The 14,244-nt window shown below is 69.6% G+C and carries 13 protein-coding genes; 7 read left to right on the top strand and 6 right to left on the bottom strand.

Going from position 1 to position 14,244, the window contains the following annotated elements; all coding sequences use genetic code 11:
• Positions 1-112: 112 nt before the first annotated feature.
• Entirely contained in the window at positions 113-1,498 is a 1,386-nt protein-coding gene (locus IEX18_RS04735; protein ID WP_188657526.1) for a DEAD/DEAH box helicase, read from the top strand.
• Positions 1,495-1,701, top strand: a complete 207-nt coding sequence (locus IEX18_RS04730) for a DUF1289 domain-containing protein (RefSeq protein WP_188657525.1) — start codon at positions 1,495-1,497, stop codon at positions 1,699-1,701. The genes IEX18_RS04735 and IEX18_RS04730 overlap by 4 nt, the downstream gene beginning before the upstream one ends.
• A 211-nt stretch (positions 1,702-1,912) precedes the next feature.
• On the opposite strand, the gene IEX18_RS04725 is transcribed toward IEX18_RS04730, so the two are convergent.
• Together IEX18_RS04725 and IEX18_RS04720 are read right to left on the bottom strand one after the other, a co-directional pair.
• Complete coding sequence (locus tag IEX18_RS04725) at positions 1,913-2,470, bottom strand: DNA-3-methyladenine glycosylase (RefSeq protein WP_188657524.1); 558 nt, start codon at positions 2,468-2,470, stop codon at positions 1,913-1,915.
• A gap of 144 nt (positions 2,471-2,614) precedes the next feature.
• Complete coding sequence (locus IEX18_RS04720) at positions 2,615-4,948, bottom strand: hypothetical protein (RefSeq protein ID WP_188657523.1); 2,334 nt, start codon at positions 4,946-4,948, stop codon at positions 2,615-2,617.
• Positions 4,949-5,077: 129 nt separating this feature from the next.
• Between IEX18_RS04720 and IEX18_RS04715 the strand changes: the two genes are divergently transcribed.
• A complete protein-coding gene (locus tag IEX18_RS04715) occupies positions 5,078-5,818 on the top strand; it encodes a TlyA family RNA methyltransferase (protein WP_188657842.1) in 741 nt (246 codons plus the stop codon).
• 44 nt (positions 5,819-5,862) lie between these two features.
• Here IEX18_RS04715 and IEX18_RS04710 read toward each other — a convergent pair whose 3' ends face one another.
• From IEX18_RS04710 to IEX18_RS04700, 3 genes are read right to left on the bottom strand one after another with little or no spacing between them, the layout of a single operon-like run.
• Positions 5,863-6,702 (bottom strand): MBL fold metallo-hydrolase, encoded by an 840-nt coding sequence (locus tag IEX18_RS04710; protein WP_188657522.1) that lies wholly within the window; start codon positions 6,700-6,702, stop codon positions 5,863-5,865.
• Between the two features lies 1 nt (position 6,703).
• Positions 6,704-6,898, bottom strand: a complete 195-nt coding sequence (locus IEX18_RS04705; RefSeq protein WP_188657521.1) for a hypothetical protein — start codon at positions 6,896-6,898, stop codon at positions 6,704-6,706.
• On the bottom strand, positions 6,898-7,422 hold the full coding sequence (locus IEX18_RS04700) for a ferritin-like domain-containing protein (protein WP_188657520.1): 525 nt from the start codon (positions 7,420-7,422) through the stop codon (positions 6,898-6,900). Before IEX18_RS04700 ends, IEX18_RS04705 begins: the two co-directional genes overlap by 1 nt.
• Before the next feature lie 185 nt (positions 7,423-7,607).
• Here IEX18_RS04700 and IEX18_RS04695 point away from each other — a divergent pair, with 185 nt between their 5' ends.
• From IEX18_RS04695 to IEX18_RS04680, 4 genes are read left to right on the top strand one after another with little or no spacing between them, the layout of a single operon-like run.
• Positions 7,608-9,821 (top strand): hypothetical protein, encoded by a 2,214-nt coding sequence (locus tag IEX18_RS04695; protein ID WP_188657841.1) that lies wholly within the window; start codon positions 7,608-7,610, stop codon positions 9,819-9,821.
• Between the two features lies 1 nt (position 9,822).
• Complete coding sequence (locus IEX18_RS04690; RefSeq protein WP_188657519.1) at positions 9,823-10,539, top strand: SDR family oxidoreductase; 717 nt, start codon at positions 9,823-9,825, stop codon at positions 10,537-10,539.
• On the top strand, positions 10,536-11,594 hold the full coding sequence (locus tag IEX18_RS04685; RefSeq protein ID WP_188657518.1) for a lactonase family protein: 1,059 nt from the start codon (positions 10,536-10,538) through the stop codon (positions 11,592-11,594). Before IEX18_RS04690 ends, IEX18_RS04685 begins: the two co-directional genes overlap by 4 nt.
• Entirely contained in the window at positions 11,591-12,649 is a 1,059-nt protein-coding gene (locus tag IEX18_RS04680; protein WP_229664359.1) for a zinc-dependent alcohol dehydrogenase, read from the top strand. Before IEX18_RS04685 ends, IEX18_RS04680 begins: the two co-directional genes overlap by 4 nt.
• Before the next feature lie 120 nt (positions 12,650-12,769).
• On the opposite strand, the gene pncB is transcribed toward IEX18_RS04680, so the two are convergent.
• The gene (gene pncB, locus IEX18_RS04675; RefSeq protein WP_188657517.1) at positions 12,770-14,074 is read right to left on the bottom strand and encodes a nicotinate phosphoribosyltransferase; all 1,305 of its coding nucleotides are present in this window, start codon (positions 14,072-14,074) and stop codon (positions 12,770-12,772) included.
• Positions 14,075-14,244: the final 170 nt, after the last annotated feature.

Below are 14,244 nucleotides of genomic sequence, written 5' to 3'. Positions count from 1 at the left end.
GCGTAGACTCACCCCTTCCCAGACCGCTTTACCTTGACATTTCGCCCGTGTTCGGCAAGCGCGGCAACATCGCGCGCGAAGGGGGCGCGCACCCCTTTTCCCGGACGCTTGCATGCCCTTTGCCGATCTCGGCCTTTCCGACGAACTCCTGCGCGCGGTCGCAGAGGCGGGCTATTCCGAGCCGACGCCGATCCAGGCGGCCGCCATCCCGCCCGTGCTGATGATGCGCGACATTATCGGCATCGCGCAGACGGGCACCGGCAAGACGGCCAGCTTCGTGCTGCCGATGATCGACATCCTGGCGCACGGCCGCACCCGCGCGCGCATGCCGCGCAGCCTGATCCTGGAGCCGACGCGCGAACTCGCCGCGCAGGTCGCGGAGAATTTCGAGAAATATGGCCGCCAGCACAAGCTGTCGATGGCGCTGCTGATCGGCGGCGTCTCGATGGGCGACCAGGTGAAGGCGCTGGAGAAGGGCGTCGACGTGCTGATCGCGACGCCGGGGCGGCTGATGGACCTGTTCGGTCGCGGCAACGTGCTGCTGACCGGCTGCTCGATGCTGGTGATCGACGAGGCGGACCGCATGCTCGACATGGGGTTCATCCCCGATATCGAGGAGATCTGCTCCAAGCTGCCCAAGCAGCGCCAGACCCTGCTCTTCTCGGCGACGATGCCGCCGCCGATCAAGAAGCTGGCGGACAAGTTCCTCGACAATCCCAAGCAGATCGAGGTGGCGCGCCCCGCCTCGACCAACACCAACATCACCCAGTGGCTGGTGCCGGTGAAGGCCTCCGCGGTCGACAAGCGCGAGCGCCTCCGCCAGCTGCTCGCCCAGCCCGAAGTGTCGAGCGCGGTGATCTTCTGCAACCGCAAGACGACGGTGCGCGAGCTGAACAAGTCGCTGAAGCGGCACGGCTTCCGGTCGGGCGAGATCCATGGCGACATGGAACAGCCCCAGCGCCTCGCCGAGCTCGACCTGTTCCGCCGGGGCGAGGTCAACATCCTCGTCGCCTCCGACGTCGCGGCGCGCGGGCTCGACATCAAGGGCGTCAGCCACGTCTTCAACTTCGACGCGCCCTGGCATCCGGACGACTATGTCCACCGTATCGGCCGCACCGGCCGGGCCGGGGCGACGGGTACGGCCTATACCTTCGTCGCGCCCGACGATGCCGAGAATGTCGACAATATCGAGAAGCTGACCGGGCAGAAGATCGCCCGGTTGGAGGCGCCGGCGCCAACCGCGGTGCCCGCGGCTGCGGATGGCGAGGAGTCAGGGCGACCTCGCCGCGCGCGCCGCGATCGCCGCCCGGTGGAAGAGCGGGCACCCCGCGCCCGTCGAGAGGAGCGCGCCGCGCCCCGCCGCGAGACGCCGCGCGCCGAGTATCGCGAACCGCGCCGCGACGACGTGCGTCGCGATGAGGCGGAGCCGGCGGATGCGGGCGGCTGGAACGGCCCGGTGCCCGACTTCCTCAATGTCGGGATCGCCGCCCGCCCGTGATCGAGTATCTGCCGCCGGAGCCCGCCGACGCGCGCAGCCCCTGCGTCAACATCTGCGAGATCGACCCGGTCACCGGCTGGTGCCGCGGCTGCACCCGCACGATCGACGAGATCGCCGGCTGGGGCGCCCGCCCGCTGGCGGAAAAGCTCGCGATCAAGGCGGCACTGCCCGCCCGGCGGGCGGTGATGGGGCGGGCTGGTTGAGCGTGTGACGGGCTGGAGCGTGGGGCTCTATCCGCTGTTATCCCGGCCTTGGTGAGACCTTCGCCCCTCTCCATCGTCATCCCCGCGAAGGCGGGGATCCATAGCCTCTGACGTTTGCGAGTGATGCGGAAGGCTCCCGCGCGTCTGGATCCCCGCCTTCGCGGGGATGACGGTAGTTATTGTGCGAGAGTTCATACGCCTCCCGACCACTCTATCGAAAAGGCCGGCTCAGAAACCGCGACCCCCTCATTCCGAACCGCCAGGGCTCCGCCGCCGCCTTGGTGATCCCGATCCGCGGTCCTACCAGCACCTCCGCCACACCCTCCGCCGGCAACAGCGCGAAGGGTGGCATGTCGAGTGGCAGGCCGTTCATCGCGCCGGTGATCCCCAGCGCCGCGCAGATCCGGCCGGGGCCGCTGCACAGCAGGCGCGGATCGTCGAGGCCGCGACGCGCGATCATCGTCTTCAGCCCGTCCGTCGGCTCGAGCGCGCGGAGCAGCACCGCCGCGGCGGTCTCGGCGCCGCCGACGATGTTCATGCACCAGTGCAGGCCATAGCTGCGGTAGACATAGGCATGCCCCACCGGGCCGAACATCGCCGCGGTGCGCGGACGGGGGCCGACGAAACTGTGCGAGGCCGGGTCGCCGGCATGATAGGCCTCGGTCTCCACGATGATCCCGCCGACGCCGTCGACCAGCAGCCGACAGCCGATCAGCGCGCGCGCGACGTCGAGGACCGAACGGTCCCAAAATCCACCGCTTAGCGACATGATTGCAAATTTTGCATTGATACCGCTAACTTTAACACTTGCGAAAGGCTGTGCTGCGCTGCAAAAGAAACACGCCTTTCAGGCATCCTCTCCTAAAAACTTGCACGGCCGGGCTTGTCCCGGCCTTTTTTTGTGCCCGTCGCATCAGCTGCCGACCGCGACGCTCGCCGCCAGGCCGGGCGCGTCACGCAGTTGCAGCGCAAGCCGCCCGTCCGCTGTCGCCGGCAGCGATAGCGCCTCGCCCGTGAAGCCGTCCGGCACGCTGACCGGCCCCAGCGCCGCGAGCAGGAACAGGTCGCGACCCTTGATCACGCAACGGCCGTCCGCACAGGCGGCTTCGCGGATGCGGGGCAGCCGTACGAGCGTCGCCAGCGGCTGCCAGTCGCCGGCCGCGTCGCCCTGCACCAGCCGCCAGCGCAGCGGCCCCGCCGCCGCCGGCCCCAGCGCCTCACCGGGCACCAGCGTCGCGATCCCGACGCCCGCGTCCTGCAACTGGAGCGGCAGCAGCGCCCGCGTCGCATCGCTGGCCACCTCGACCCGGTCGCCCGGCGACAGACGCGTCGTCGCGCCCGTCCGGAGCGAGAAGGTCAGCCGGTCGCCGGGCGCAAGCGCGCCGTCCGGCAGTGCGACGGGCAGCGTGCCGGCCACCGGCACCGATGCCACGGTGCGCGCGATCAGGGCGGCGACCGGGCGAGGCGGGGCGACGGTGACGCGCACCGGCAGCGTGCGGCCGTCGACCAGCGACACGCGTCCCGCCCGCTCGCCCGGCGCCAGCGCGGGCGCGGTCTCGGCCTGCATCTCCAGCCGGTCGCTGCCCCCCGCGCGGCTGAGCCCGCCGGGCCGGAAGCGCATGCCCTCGACCGTCAGCGCGGCGACGGTATCCAGCCGGCCGCCGGCCAGCACGCCTGCGGCGTCGCCGGCATGGAGCGTGAAGCCGTCGACCCGACCCGCTTCCGCATAGGCGGTGAGCGGGATCGTCACCGGCTCGCCCAGCCCGGCGAGCCGCACCGACAGCGTCATCGGTCCCGGCGCCATTCCGGCGAGCGGCAGGGTCGCGACCAGCCCGTCCTTCGCCTCGAAGGCGACCGGCCGCGGCGCGCTGCCCTTGGCGGTCAGCGTCATCCCCTCGACACAGGCGGCACCGGGCCCGGCCAGCGCCAGCACATTGTCGCGCCCGACCACCAGCGCATCCGCCCCCTCGGGCGTACGCCAGCCCGCGGCGCGGGGGATCTGGAAGGAGAGGCGCGGCCCCTCGAACGGCTCGAACCCCCAGCGGCCGTGGATGCGGCCGACCAGGTCCGGCTCGAAATCGTCGGGCCTGAGCGTGTCGACCGCCACCGTCAGTCCGCCTCGCTCCGCATCGGAGGCGAGGGGCAGGTCGATCTCGCGCCCGTCCTTCGCGGTCAGGCGCAAGGACAGGTCGCGGGCGTAGCGGGTGGCGTGGATCAGCGGCGCGCCCTCCACCGGCAGCACCAGCCCTGGCCGGGTCAGGCACAGCCGCGCGTCGGGGTGCGTCGCGCGCAGCGGCGGCGGCACCGGCGGGCTGACCGGGGGCAGGGCGGCGACCAGCACCGACTTGGGCCGGCTGAACGACGGCACGGCGTTGAGCAGCAGCTTCAGCCGGTCGCCCTCATGCGTCGCCAGCGCGGGGATATACTGGAAGCTGGCGGTGCGGAACGCGCCGAGCAGCCGGGCGACGTCGCGGATCACGCCGATATAGGGGCTGTAATAGCCGTACCCACCCTGCGGCGTGGCGCTGAGCTGATAGGCGAGGTCGGTCGGCGTGCCGGTCAGCGCCTCGGCCAGCGTCGTGCTGTGCCCGTCGCTGAGGATCAGCGCCTCGCTGCCGCCGGTCAGGCAGCCCGCCTGTGATTCGGGCGGACGGGTGAGGCACTCGTCCTTCAGCCGGATCGACAGGCTGCGCGCGAGCAGCGGCGACACCTGCTCGAGCCGCACGCCCCCCTCCGTATCGCGGCGGTTGATCCCGGCGACATAGGCGTCGAGCCGCGCCCGGTCGAGCGAGGCCTGGTTGAGATCCTGCGACGCGCGCACGAACGCCCCGGGCCGGCCGCGCACCGCATCGAGCAGCGTGCCGAAATCGCCGCCGGTGGCAGGCGCGAGGAAGGCGATCGCCTGTCCGGCACCGGCCGGCACGGTAATGGTCAGCCGGTTCTTCTTCGGCTTCCACGTCTCTGCCTCGAAGAACCAGTTCTTGGGCGGCGGATTGGTCGCGCCGCGCAGGAAGGCGACGACGAGCAGATAGCGGGCGGACTGGTCCGCCGGCAGGTCTGCCGCCACGGTCAGCCGGTCGCCCGCGGCCAGATTGGGAACCTCAGCCACCGGCAGCACCGTCTTGCCGCGCGCGACCGTCACCGTCAGCTGCGGGCCGGTGAGGTCGAACGGCGCGACCTGCGCCGCGACGGGGGCGGCAAGCGCGGCACCGGCAGCGATCAGCGCCGCGAGCGGGCGAAGGGTCATGCGTCCTTCCATATCGGCCGGCTGTTATCGCCTCTCCCGTCGGGCGGGCAAGCCCCGCATCCCGCCTGATCCCTTGCGAACCCGCCCCCCTGACAGCGATATGGCGGCGCAATCATGGCAGGGACGACGATGGCGAAACAGCGGGCCGACCAGATGCTCGTCGACCGCGGGCTGGCGGAATCGCGCGCGCGGGCGCAGGCGCTGATCATGGCGGGGCTGGTCTTCGCCGGCGATCGCAAGGTGGAGAAGCCGGGGCAGCAACTCGCCGCCGAGACGGTGCTCGACGTGCGCGGGCGCGACCATCCCTGGGTGTCGCGCGGCGGGATCAAGCTGGCCCATGGCCTCGATCACTGGGGCTGGGACGTGACCGGCGCGGTGGCGATCGATGTCGGCTCCTCGACCGGCGGCTTCACCGACGTGCTGCTGACCCGTGGCGCGGCGCGGGTCTATGCGGTCGACAGCGGCACCAACCAGCTGGCGTGGAAGCTGCGGCAGGACCCGCGGGTCATCGTCCACGAACAGACCAGCGCGCGCATCCTGACGGCGGAGCATATTCCCGAGCCGGTCGACCTGATCGTGTGCGACGCGAGCTTCATCGGGCTGGCCAAGGTGCTGGAACGGCCGCTGACCTTCGCGCGGGTCGGCGCGCGACTGCTGGCGCTGATCAAGCCGCAGTTCGAGGCGGGGCGCGAAGAGGTCGGCAAGGGCGGCGTGGTGCGCGATCCGGCGGTCCATGCGCGGGTGTGCGCGGAGGTCGAAACATGGCTGACGGGTGCGGGCTGGCGGGTCGAGGGGATGGTGGCGAGTCCGATCACCGGGCCTGAGGGGAATGTGGAGTTCTTGATCGCGGGGCATAAGGGGGCGGAGTGAGGGCGGGCTTCTCCCCCCCCTTCAGGGGAGGGGCTGCAACCGCTTCAACTCTGACCCGCCAGCAACTCGAACTCCGCCACATCGTGCGCGCAGAAAATCCGCACCTCGCTGCCATGCTCCCGGTCCAGCGCGCGCAGACGTTCGAGGTTCGCCAGCCGCGCCGCGCGGTCGACCTCCATCATCGTCTGGTAGCCGCGCAGCGCCGGGGTGCATTCGTGCCGCGCGCCGCCGATCTCGCCGCGGTAGAAATAGGCGTCGGACGCGTAGAGCAGCCAGTTGCCGTCATTCTCCTTCACCGCCACCCCGGCATGGCCCCATGTATGGCCCTGGAGCGGGATCAGCAGGATTTCGGGCGGCAGGCCGTCGAGGTCGCGCACCGCGTCGAAGCCGAACCACCGCTCGCCTCCGCCGAACGGGTAGAGCCGCCAATCCTCCACTGCGTCCCACTGCATCGGGCGATAGCGCCGCGTGCCGACGAACGCGCCGCCACGCTGCTGGTCGGCAACCTCCTTTTCGCGCGCGGTCACATGGACGGTGGCCTTGGGGAAATCCTCCAGGCCGCCGGCATGGTCGAAATCGAGATGCGAGACGATGATGTGCCGCACGTCCTCGGGCGCGAAGCCCAGCCGGCGGACCTGCGCCGCCGCCGTCTCCTCGCGGCGGAGCTGGATGTTGTTGAGCGTCAGGAAGAAGGGCGACAGGCGCGGGCGGGGCCGCTCGACATCCTTGGTCCCGAAGCCGGTATCGACCAGCACCAGCCCGTAATTGGTCTCGATCAGCAGGCAGTGGCAGACCAGATGGCCGCGCGCTCCGTCGCTCCGCCCGTCGAACAGGCGTCCGCCCATCGGACAGCAGGTGCCGCAGTTGAGATGATGGATGCGCATGTCAGATCACCCGGATGTCGGCGGCGCTGGGCGGGTCGTGCCGCGGGGGCCGAGGGTTCAGCCGGTCAAGGGTCCGCGTCTCGACCGAAGGCTGGCGGATCAGGCTGAACAGCCATGCCGCCCCCGCCGCGACCGCCAGCGTCCCCGCCGCGGTCAGGGCCGGGTGGCGCGAGCTGCGCGCGGCGGGGGTCGTCATCAGACCTTGGCCTCCATGCTGCCCGCCTCGGCATAGAGCTGGACGTAGCGGCGGGTGACGAGCGGCAGCGACTCGTCGATCCAGCGCGCCATCGACACTTCCTCGTCCAGCGACTGTTTGAGCAGCGGCGCGGCCTGCGCGAAGCCGCCATCCTCGGCCAGCACGATCAGCGACTTGTAGCTGGCGATCTCGAAATGCTCGAAGGCGTAGTTGGCGAAGCTGTTCTTGACGATCTCGTCGCCGGCCACGCTGTGGGTGATCGCCGCCATGCCGCCGGTCATGCTGAGCGCCGTATCCTTGAGCGCGGAGGCGCTGGTGTCGAAGCCGGCCAGGATCTCGTCGAGGCGGGCGATCTGGCTGTTGGTCTCGTCGACATGCAGGCGCAGCCGGTCGGCGACCTCGGGATAGTGTTCGATCCGCGAAATCTGCGGCGTCATTATCGAGAGCGCCTGCTTTTCCACCGCATGGGCATTGCGCAGCCCGGTGACGAATATCTCGCGCAGTGCGTCGTGGCCGGTCGCCATGATCCTCTTCTCCCGCTTGTTTGATCCATGCAGCGACGAAAGTCGTCGCCCGGGTTGAACCCGACCGCGTCGGATGTGTTCCAGCAAAACTGTCGAACAGACAAGCTTGCGGTAAACAACGATCAATAACGCAGGTGAGCAGGAAGGTAGATGCGGTGGCCTCCCAAACATTGACGAAGATCAAGATGGCAGAAGAGGTGCCGGGACTTAGTGCTTTCGTGCTGGGTCTGCGGGCGGAACTGCTGGGGAAGAAGCTGGAGAAGATCGAGGACTTCGGTCTCGGCGACCTGGGCGTGGAGGTCGCGCAGGGATCGGACTCGATCTGGCTGTTCATCCGCCGGCCGGGCAGGGGTGGGCTGGCGCTGCGCGCGGCCTGGGTGTCCGATGGCGGCTTCGACGTCCGCATCCTGCCGCCCGGAGCGGACGAGGTGCTGCGGCTGGAGGCGGAAAGCGTGCTGGGCCGGCACGTGATCGCGATCCGGACGAGCGAGGCGGACCTCCACCGCCTCCAGCTTCAGGTCTGGCTGACGCCGCGGGCGCCGCTCCTCATCCCCTTCCACCCGCGCGACCTCTATGTCCTCGACGCCGATGACGATCCCGCCCGCGCGGTCGGCCGGGTCGAGGCGGCGCAGCGCGGGGTGAATAGCGGGCTGCTCTATTTCCGGCTCGACGAGCCTGCGTTCGGCAGCACGCTCTATGTCCAGAACCTTACCACGCTGAACCCCTATTTCCGCGCCACCGATACCGTGCCCGACGCTGCGGTGGGCGGCGAATGGCCGGAGCTGGGCTATCTGCCGCCCACCCCGCCGCAGAGCGGCACGCCGCCGGTCAACCCGCTGCCGGCGGGCGAGGCGGTGATGATGTCCGACGCGATCCTCGTCTTTCGCGACTGGGCGGCGGACGATGAGCTGGAGATGGCGCGCCAGTTCCTCCAGATGCTCGGCATCGCCTACAAGGCCCTGCCGCTGCCGCCCACCGACTATCGCGACTGGGTCGACCGGTCGGGACGGACGCTGAAGGATCTGGAGGCCGCGCCGCAGGCGACGCGGCGGCATTACGGCCATCTCTACGTCATGCCCTATCCCGACGGGGAATATCCCGACGTGATGGTGCAGGCCTCGGTTCTCGCCGCAGTCGTTGATTACGGCCGCTGGCGGGGCGATCCGCATCCGCTGGAAGCCAAGCTGCGCGCCGGCCTGTCACGCTTCTACGATGCCGAGCTCGAAACGGTGCGCCGCTACCTGCCCAATGTCGGCGACGACAAGGATGCGGACGCGGTCGACAGCTGGTATCTCTATCACCCGCTGCTCAACTTCGCCCGGCTGGCGCTGAACGGCGACGAGGTGGCGCGCGAGCTGCTGATGAAGTCGATCGGCTATGGCATCCGCGCCGCGCATCACTTCCACTATGCGTGGCCGGTGATGTACGACATCCGCGACTTCAGCGTGAAGACGCGGGCGCGCAACGACGACCGTTTCGGCCAGACCGATGTCGGCGGCATCTACGCCTATCTGATGTTGCTCTGTTACCAGCTGACCGATGACGAGACCTATCTGCACGAGGCGCGGGCCGCGATCGATGCCGCGGTCGGGATGCGCTTCAACCTCGAATATCAGGCGAACCTGACCGCCTGGGGCGCGGCGGCGTGCATGCGGCTGTGGCGGATCACCAACGACGCGCGCTACCTGTCGCAAAGCTACGTCTATCTCGCCAGCTTCTTCCACAATTGCGAGATCTGGGAGTCGGAGATCGGCCCCGCGGCGCATTATCGCACCTTCCTCGGCGCGACCTGCCTGCACGATGCGCCCTATATGGCGATCTACGAATGTTTCGACAGCTTCACCGCGTTCGAGGCGTATCTGGCCGATAGCGGGCCGGATCTGGAGCCGGCGGTGCGAATGCTGATCGGCGAATATTGCCGCTACGCGCTCGACCGCGCCTGGTATTATTATCCCGACGCGCTGCCCGCCGACATCATCGCCGAACCGCCGCACCAGAGCGGCGTGATCAATCCCAGGCTCAGTTTCCCGCTCGAGGATCTCTACGCCAATGGCGAGAGGCCGGGGAAGGTGGGGCAGGAAATCTATGGCTGCGGCGCGGCGATGGTCTTCGCCAGCCGCTCGCACCACCGGATCGAGGATGCGCCCTTCCTCCTCTTCTGCGACGTCTTCGTCCGCGCGATCGAGCGGACGGGCGAGCGGGCGCTGACCCTCGTCCTCGACGCGGGCGAGACCTGCCATGCCGGACTGTCGCTGGTCCGCCGCAAGCGGCGGCGGCTGCCGGAGGCGACCCTCAGCAGCGTTCACGGCGAGGTGATTGGCGCACACGGCCAGTCGCCCGACCGTATCGACTTCCGCGTCCCCGCCAGCGGGCGTTTGATCCTGCAATGGAGCGCATGACATGAAGGGCAAGCGGATCGTCGTCACCGGCGGCACCACCGGCATCGGCCGCGCGATGGTGCGGCTGTTCGCCGAACAAGGCGCGCGCATCGTCACTTTGGGCCGCGACCCCGAGGCGTTGGACGAGGCGCTGAAAGCCTGTGAGAGCCTGCCGGGCGAGGTCCATGGCATCGCCGCGGACATCGCCACGCCCGAGGGGGTCGAACGGCTGTTCGCGGAGGCGGATGCGAAGCTCGGCGGGCTCGACGCACTGATCTCGAACGCCGCGCTCGGCGCCGAGCCGATCGACCAGATGGAGGACGCCGCGTGGCGCTACGTCCTCGCGGTCAATCTGGAAGGCGCGATGGCTGCGACCCGGGCCGCGCTGGCGCGGCTGGGCGAGGGCGGGCAGGTGGTCATCATCGGCTCGATCAGCGCCGAGATCCATGCGCCGGGCGAAAGCGTCTATTCGGCGACCAAGGCAGGGCTGAAGGCCTTCGCCGAAACCCTGCGGAAAGAGGTGGCGGAGCGCGGCCTGCGCGTCTCGCTGATCGAGCCGGGCACGGTCGGCACCGACATGCAATCCGCCCCGGCCGAGGAGCAGCGCCAGCAGATCGACCGGCACGAGATGCTGCTCGCCGAGGATATCGCCGAGGCGGCCGGCTTCATCCTTACCCGCCCGCCGCGGGTCGATGTGGTCACGCTCAGGGTCGAGCCGCGGCTCCAGGCGCTGCCGTGACCCGGCTGCTGGTCGGTACCTACGCCGCGAAGGGCGGTGCGGGGCTGGTGCCGCTGTTCTGCGATTCTGAAGGGGCTAACGAATCCTCCCCCCTGCGGGGAAGGATCGAGACTGTGTCCGACGGCATCTGGCGAACGGGTGCACCGATCGGGCATGTCCGCAATGCCTCGTTCGGGCTCGTCTCCGCACGCCACGGGCACCATTATATGGTCGACGAGGTGGCGGGGCGGATCGCCGTGTACAGCGCTAGCGGCGGCTGGGCGGTGCTGGACGATCTGCCCTCCGGCGGCGAGGCACCGTGCCATCTCGCGCTTTCGCCTGCCGAGGATGCGGTGGCGGTCGCGAATTACGCCAGCGGCGACGTGGCGCTCTTCCCGCTCGACGCCGACGGTCTGCCCGGCACGCCGCGACGCTGGCACGATCCCGGCGACGGACCCGATCCCGAGCGACAGGCGGGGCCGCATGCGCATTGGGTCGGCTTCGGGACGGAAGGCGACCTGATCACCGTCGACCTCGGCGCCGACCGCGTCTTCGCGCGCCGGACGGGCCGCGGGGGCGGCGAGGTCCGCAGCCTCTATGCCGCGCCGCGTGGCTCCGGACCGCGCCACCTCGCCTTCCACCCCGAACGGCCGGTCGCCTATCTGGTCAGCGAGCTCGATGCGACGCTGACCGTGCTGGTTCCCGATGGCGGCGTCTTCCGCGCGGCGGCTATCCTGCCGATCGAACCCGAGGATGCGCCATCGGACAATCTGGGCGGCGCGATCGCGCTCGATCCGGCCGGCACCCGCCTCTACGCCAGCAATCGCGGGCATGACAGCATCGCGACCTTCGCGCTCGACGCCACGGGCATGCCGTCGCTGATCGGGCATGTGCCGAGCGGCGGTCGCTCGCCCCGTTTCATCCTGCCGCTGCCCGGCAGGCTCGCCGTAGCCAACGAGGAGAGCGGCACCGTCGCGCTCTTCCGCCTGGACCCGCTGGGATGCCCGCTGCCCGACCCGGAGGTGCTGGAGGTGCCCGGCGCCGCCTTCCTGATGCCTGATCTGCCCGGAGGATGACGATGCGCGCCGCGCTGAAGACCGAAGACGGCCGGTTCGAGCTGGCCGATGTCGAAACCCCGCGTCTGCCCGCCCCGGACTGGGTGCGGGCGCGGGTGCGGATCGCCGGCATCTGCGGCACCGACCTGCGCCACTGGAAGAAGCACGAGCCGGAGCTCGCCTGTCACATCATGGGGCACGAACTCGCCGGCGAGGTGGTGGAGGTGGGCGAGGACGTCACGCGCGTCGCGCCGGGCGACCGGGTGGTGATCGAGACGGTGTTGGGCTGCGGCCATTGCGACTGGTGCCGCGCGCGCCGCTACAATCTCTGCCCCGATCTCTATCCGACGCGGACGCAGAGCGTGTCGCGCGCCTATGCCGAATATGTCGTCGGCCCCCAGCAGAAATTCTATTGCCTGCCCGATCATGTCGGCTTCGACGATGCGGCGCTGATCGATACCTTCTCGGTCTGCCTCCACGCCCAGCATCTGTCCGGCCTGACGATCAACGACCGGGTCGCGATCATCGGCGCGGGGTCGATCGGGCTCGGCCAGCTGATGCTCGCCAAGGCGAGCGGCGCCGACGTGATCGTGATCGACACGGTGGCGCATTCGCTGGGGCTTGCCAGGCGGCTCGGCGCGGATGCCGTGGTGGATGCGGGCAGCGCCGATCCGGTGCAGGCGGTGAAGGACTTCATCGGCGGCATGGGCGTCGACATCGCCTTCGAATGCGCGGGTGGGGAGTCGATGCCGACCACCCTGCCACAGGCGACGAGAATGGCGCGGCGCGGCGGCGCGGTGGTGATCGTCGGCGGCTTCGATGCCGGCGAGACGGCGATCCCGCTCGAATGGCAGCGCATCCAGATGTCGGAGATCCGCCTGATCCCCAGCGCCAGCTTCGCGATGCGCGATATCCGGGCGGAACAGGGCGAGGTGCTCGACCTCGTCGCGCGTGGCAAGTTGCGCACGCAGGAGCTGATCACCCATCGCTTCCCGCTGGAGCGGATCAACGAGGCGTTCGACACCGCGCAGGACAAGGAGCGCACCGGCGCGGTGTTCGTGGCGCTGGAGATTTGAGGCCATTCTTCGCCCCTCCCCTTCAGGGGAGGGGTTGGGGTGGGGCGTCGCCGCGAAGGTACCGCTTGCGGGCAGGCCCCACCCCCGGCCCCTCCCCTGAAGGGGAGGGGGGAGATCCCATCACACCGTCACCGTCTGCGTGATCCGCCCGTCCTCGCCGAACACGCTGAGGTACCGCGCCACCTCCGCCGGGTCGCCGGTCGCCTTGGCGGGATTGTCGGAGAGCTTCACCGCCGGCCGGCCGTTCGCCTCCACCACCTTGCAGACCAGCGACAGCGGTGCGAGCGCGTCGCCGCCTTCGGGATCGCAGCCGCGAAAGTCGTTGGTGAGGTTCGTGCCCCAGCCGAAGCTCATCCGCACCCGCCCCTGGAAATGGCGGTAGACCGTCTCGATCGTGTCGACGTCCATGCCGTCGGAGAAGATCAGCAGCTTGCCGCGGGGATCGCGTCCATGGTCCTGCCACCAGCGGATGATCCGCTCGCCGGCCGCGATCGGGGGTGCGCTGTCCGGGCGGAAGCCGGTCCAGTCCGCCACCCAGTCGGGCGCGTCGCGCAGGAAGGCCTCGGTGCCGAAGGCGTCGGGCAACACCACCAGCAGGTTGCCGTCATAATCCTCGCGCCATTCCTCCAGCACGCGATAGGGGGCGGCGCGCAGCGTGGCATCGTCGGGGGCGAGCGCGGCGGCGACCATCGGCAGCTCGTGCGCATTGGTGCCGATCGCCTCCAGATCGGCATCCATCGCGAGCAGGACGTTGGAGGTACCGATGAACCGCTCGCCCAGCCCCTCCTTCAGCGCCTCGACGCACCAGCGCTGCCACAGGAAACCGTGCCGACGCCGGGTGCCGAAGTCCGACAGGGCGAGATCGGGCAGCGCGCGCAGCCGCTCCACCTTCTCCCAGATCTTCGCCTTGGCGCGGGCGTAGAGGATGTCGAGCGCGAACCGCCCGCGGCCGTGTGTCGCGGCGCGCGAGCGGAGTTCGTTGACGATCGCGAGCGCCGGGATCTCCCACATGGTCGTCTCCGCCCAGGCACCGGCGAAGGTCAGTGCATATTGCCCGTCCTCGACGTGCAGCTGGTAGGGCGGCAGGCGGAAACCGGCGAGCCACTCGAGAAACTCGGGCCGGAACATCCGCGTCCTGGCGTAGAAGCTGTTGCCCGCCAGCCAGATCAGCTCCTTCTTGGTGAAGCGGATGGTGCGCGCATGATCGAGCTGCGCGCGCAGTTCGCCCTCGTCGATCACCTCCGCCAGCCTGACCGAGCGGGTGCGGTTGATGAGCGCGAAGGTCACCTGCGTCTCGCGATGCCGCTTCCAGATCAACTGGAGCATCAGCAGCTTGTAGAAATCGGTGTCGAGCAGGCTGCGCACGATCGGATCGAGGCGAAAGCCATGGTCGTAGGTGCGGGTGGCGATGTCGGTCAGGGGCATGTTCGGGGGTCAACCGGCGGATGATGGCGGTGAGGAGCAAAGCCATCCTCTACCGTTCGTCATGAGCTTGTCGAAGCATCGTTCTTCTTCTTGCCACGAGCGCTCCGGCCAAAGGAAAGCAGTGCTTCGACAAGCTCGGCACGAACGGGCCGGGGTTGTGTGAGGGAAGG

Origin of the sequence: Sphingomonas metalli (genome assembly GCF_014641735.1) — a bacterium.
Taxonomy (GTDB): Bacteria; Pseudomonadota; Alphaproteobacteria; order Sphingomonadales; family Sphingomonadaceae; genus Sphingomonas; species Sphingomonas metalli.
Note: the sequence above shows the minus strand (reverse complement) of the source record. Positions and strands in the feature narration are given on the sequence as shown.

Coding starts and splice junctions, on each gene's coding strand:
- IEX18_RS04705 (WP_188657521.1), bottom strand. CDS start 6,898: ATGACGACCCCCGCCGCGCGCAGCTCGCGCCACCCGGCCCTGACCGCG.
- IEX18_RS04735 (WP_188657526.1), top strand. CDS start 113: ATGCCCTTTGCCGATCTCGGCCTTTCCGACGAACTCCTGCGCGCGGTC.
- IEX18_RS04690 (WP_188657519.1), top strand. CDS start 9,823: ATGAAGGGCAAGCGGATCGTCGTCACCGGCGGCACCACCGGCATCGGC.
- IEX18_RS04710 (WP_188657522.1), bottom strand. CDS start 6,702: ATGCGCATCCATCATCTCAACTGCGGCACCTGCTGTCCGATGGGCGGA.
- IEX18_RS04715 (WP_188657842.1), top strand. CDS start 5,078: ATGGCGAAACAGCGGGCCGACCAGATGCTCGTCGACCGCGGGCTGGCG.
- pncB (WP_188657517.1), bottom strand. CDS start 14,074: ATGCCCCTGACCGACATCGCCACCCGCACCTACGACCATGGCTTTCGC.
- IEX18_RS04680 (WP_229664359.1), top strand. CDS start 11,591: ATGACGATGCGCGCCGCGCTGAAGACCGAAGACGGCCGGTTCGAGCTG.
- IEX18_RS04700 (WP_188657520.1), bottom strand. CDS start 7,422: ATGGCGACCGGCCACGACGCACTGCGCGAGATATTCGTCACCGGGCTG.
- IEX18_RS04695 (WP_188657841.1), top strand. CDS start 7,608: ATGGCAGAAGAGGTGCCGGGACTTAGTGCTTTCGTGCTGGGTCTGCGG.
- IEX18_RS04720 (WP_188657523.1), bottom strand. CDS start 4,948: ATGACCCTTCGCCCGCTCGCGGCGCTGATCGCTGCCGGTGCCGCGCTT.
- IEX18_RS04725 (WP_188657524.1), bottom strand. CDS start 2,470: ATGTCGCTAAGCGGTGGATTTTGGGACCGTTCGGTCCTCGACGTCGCG.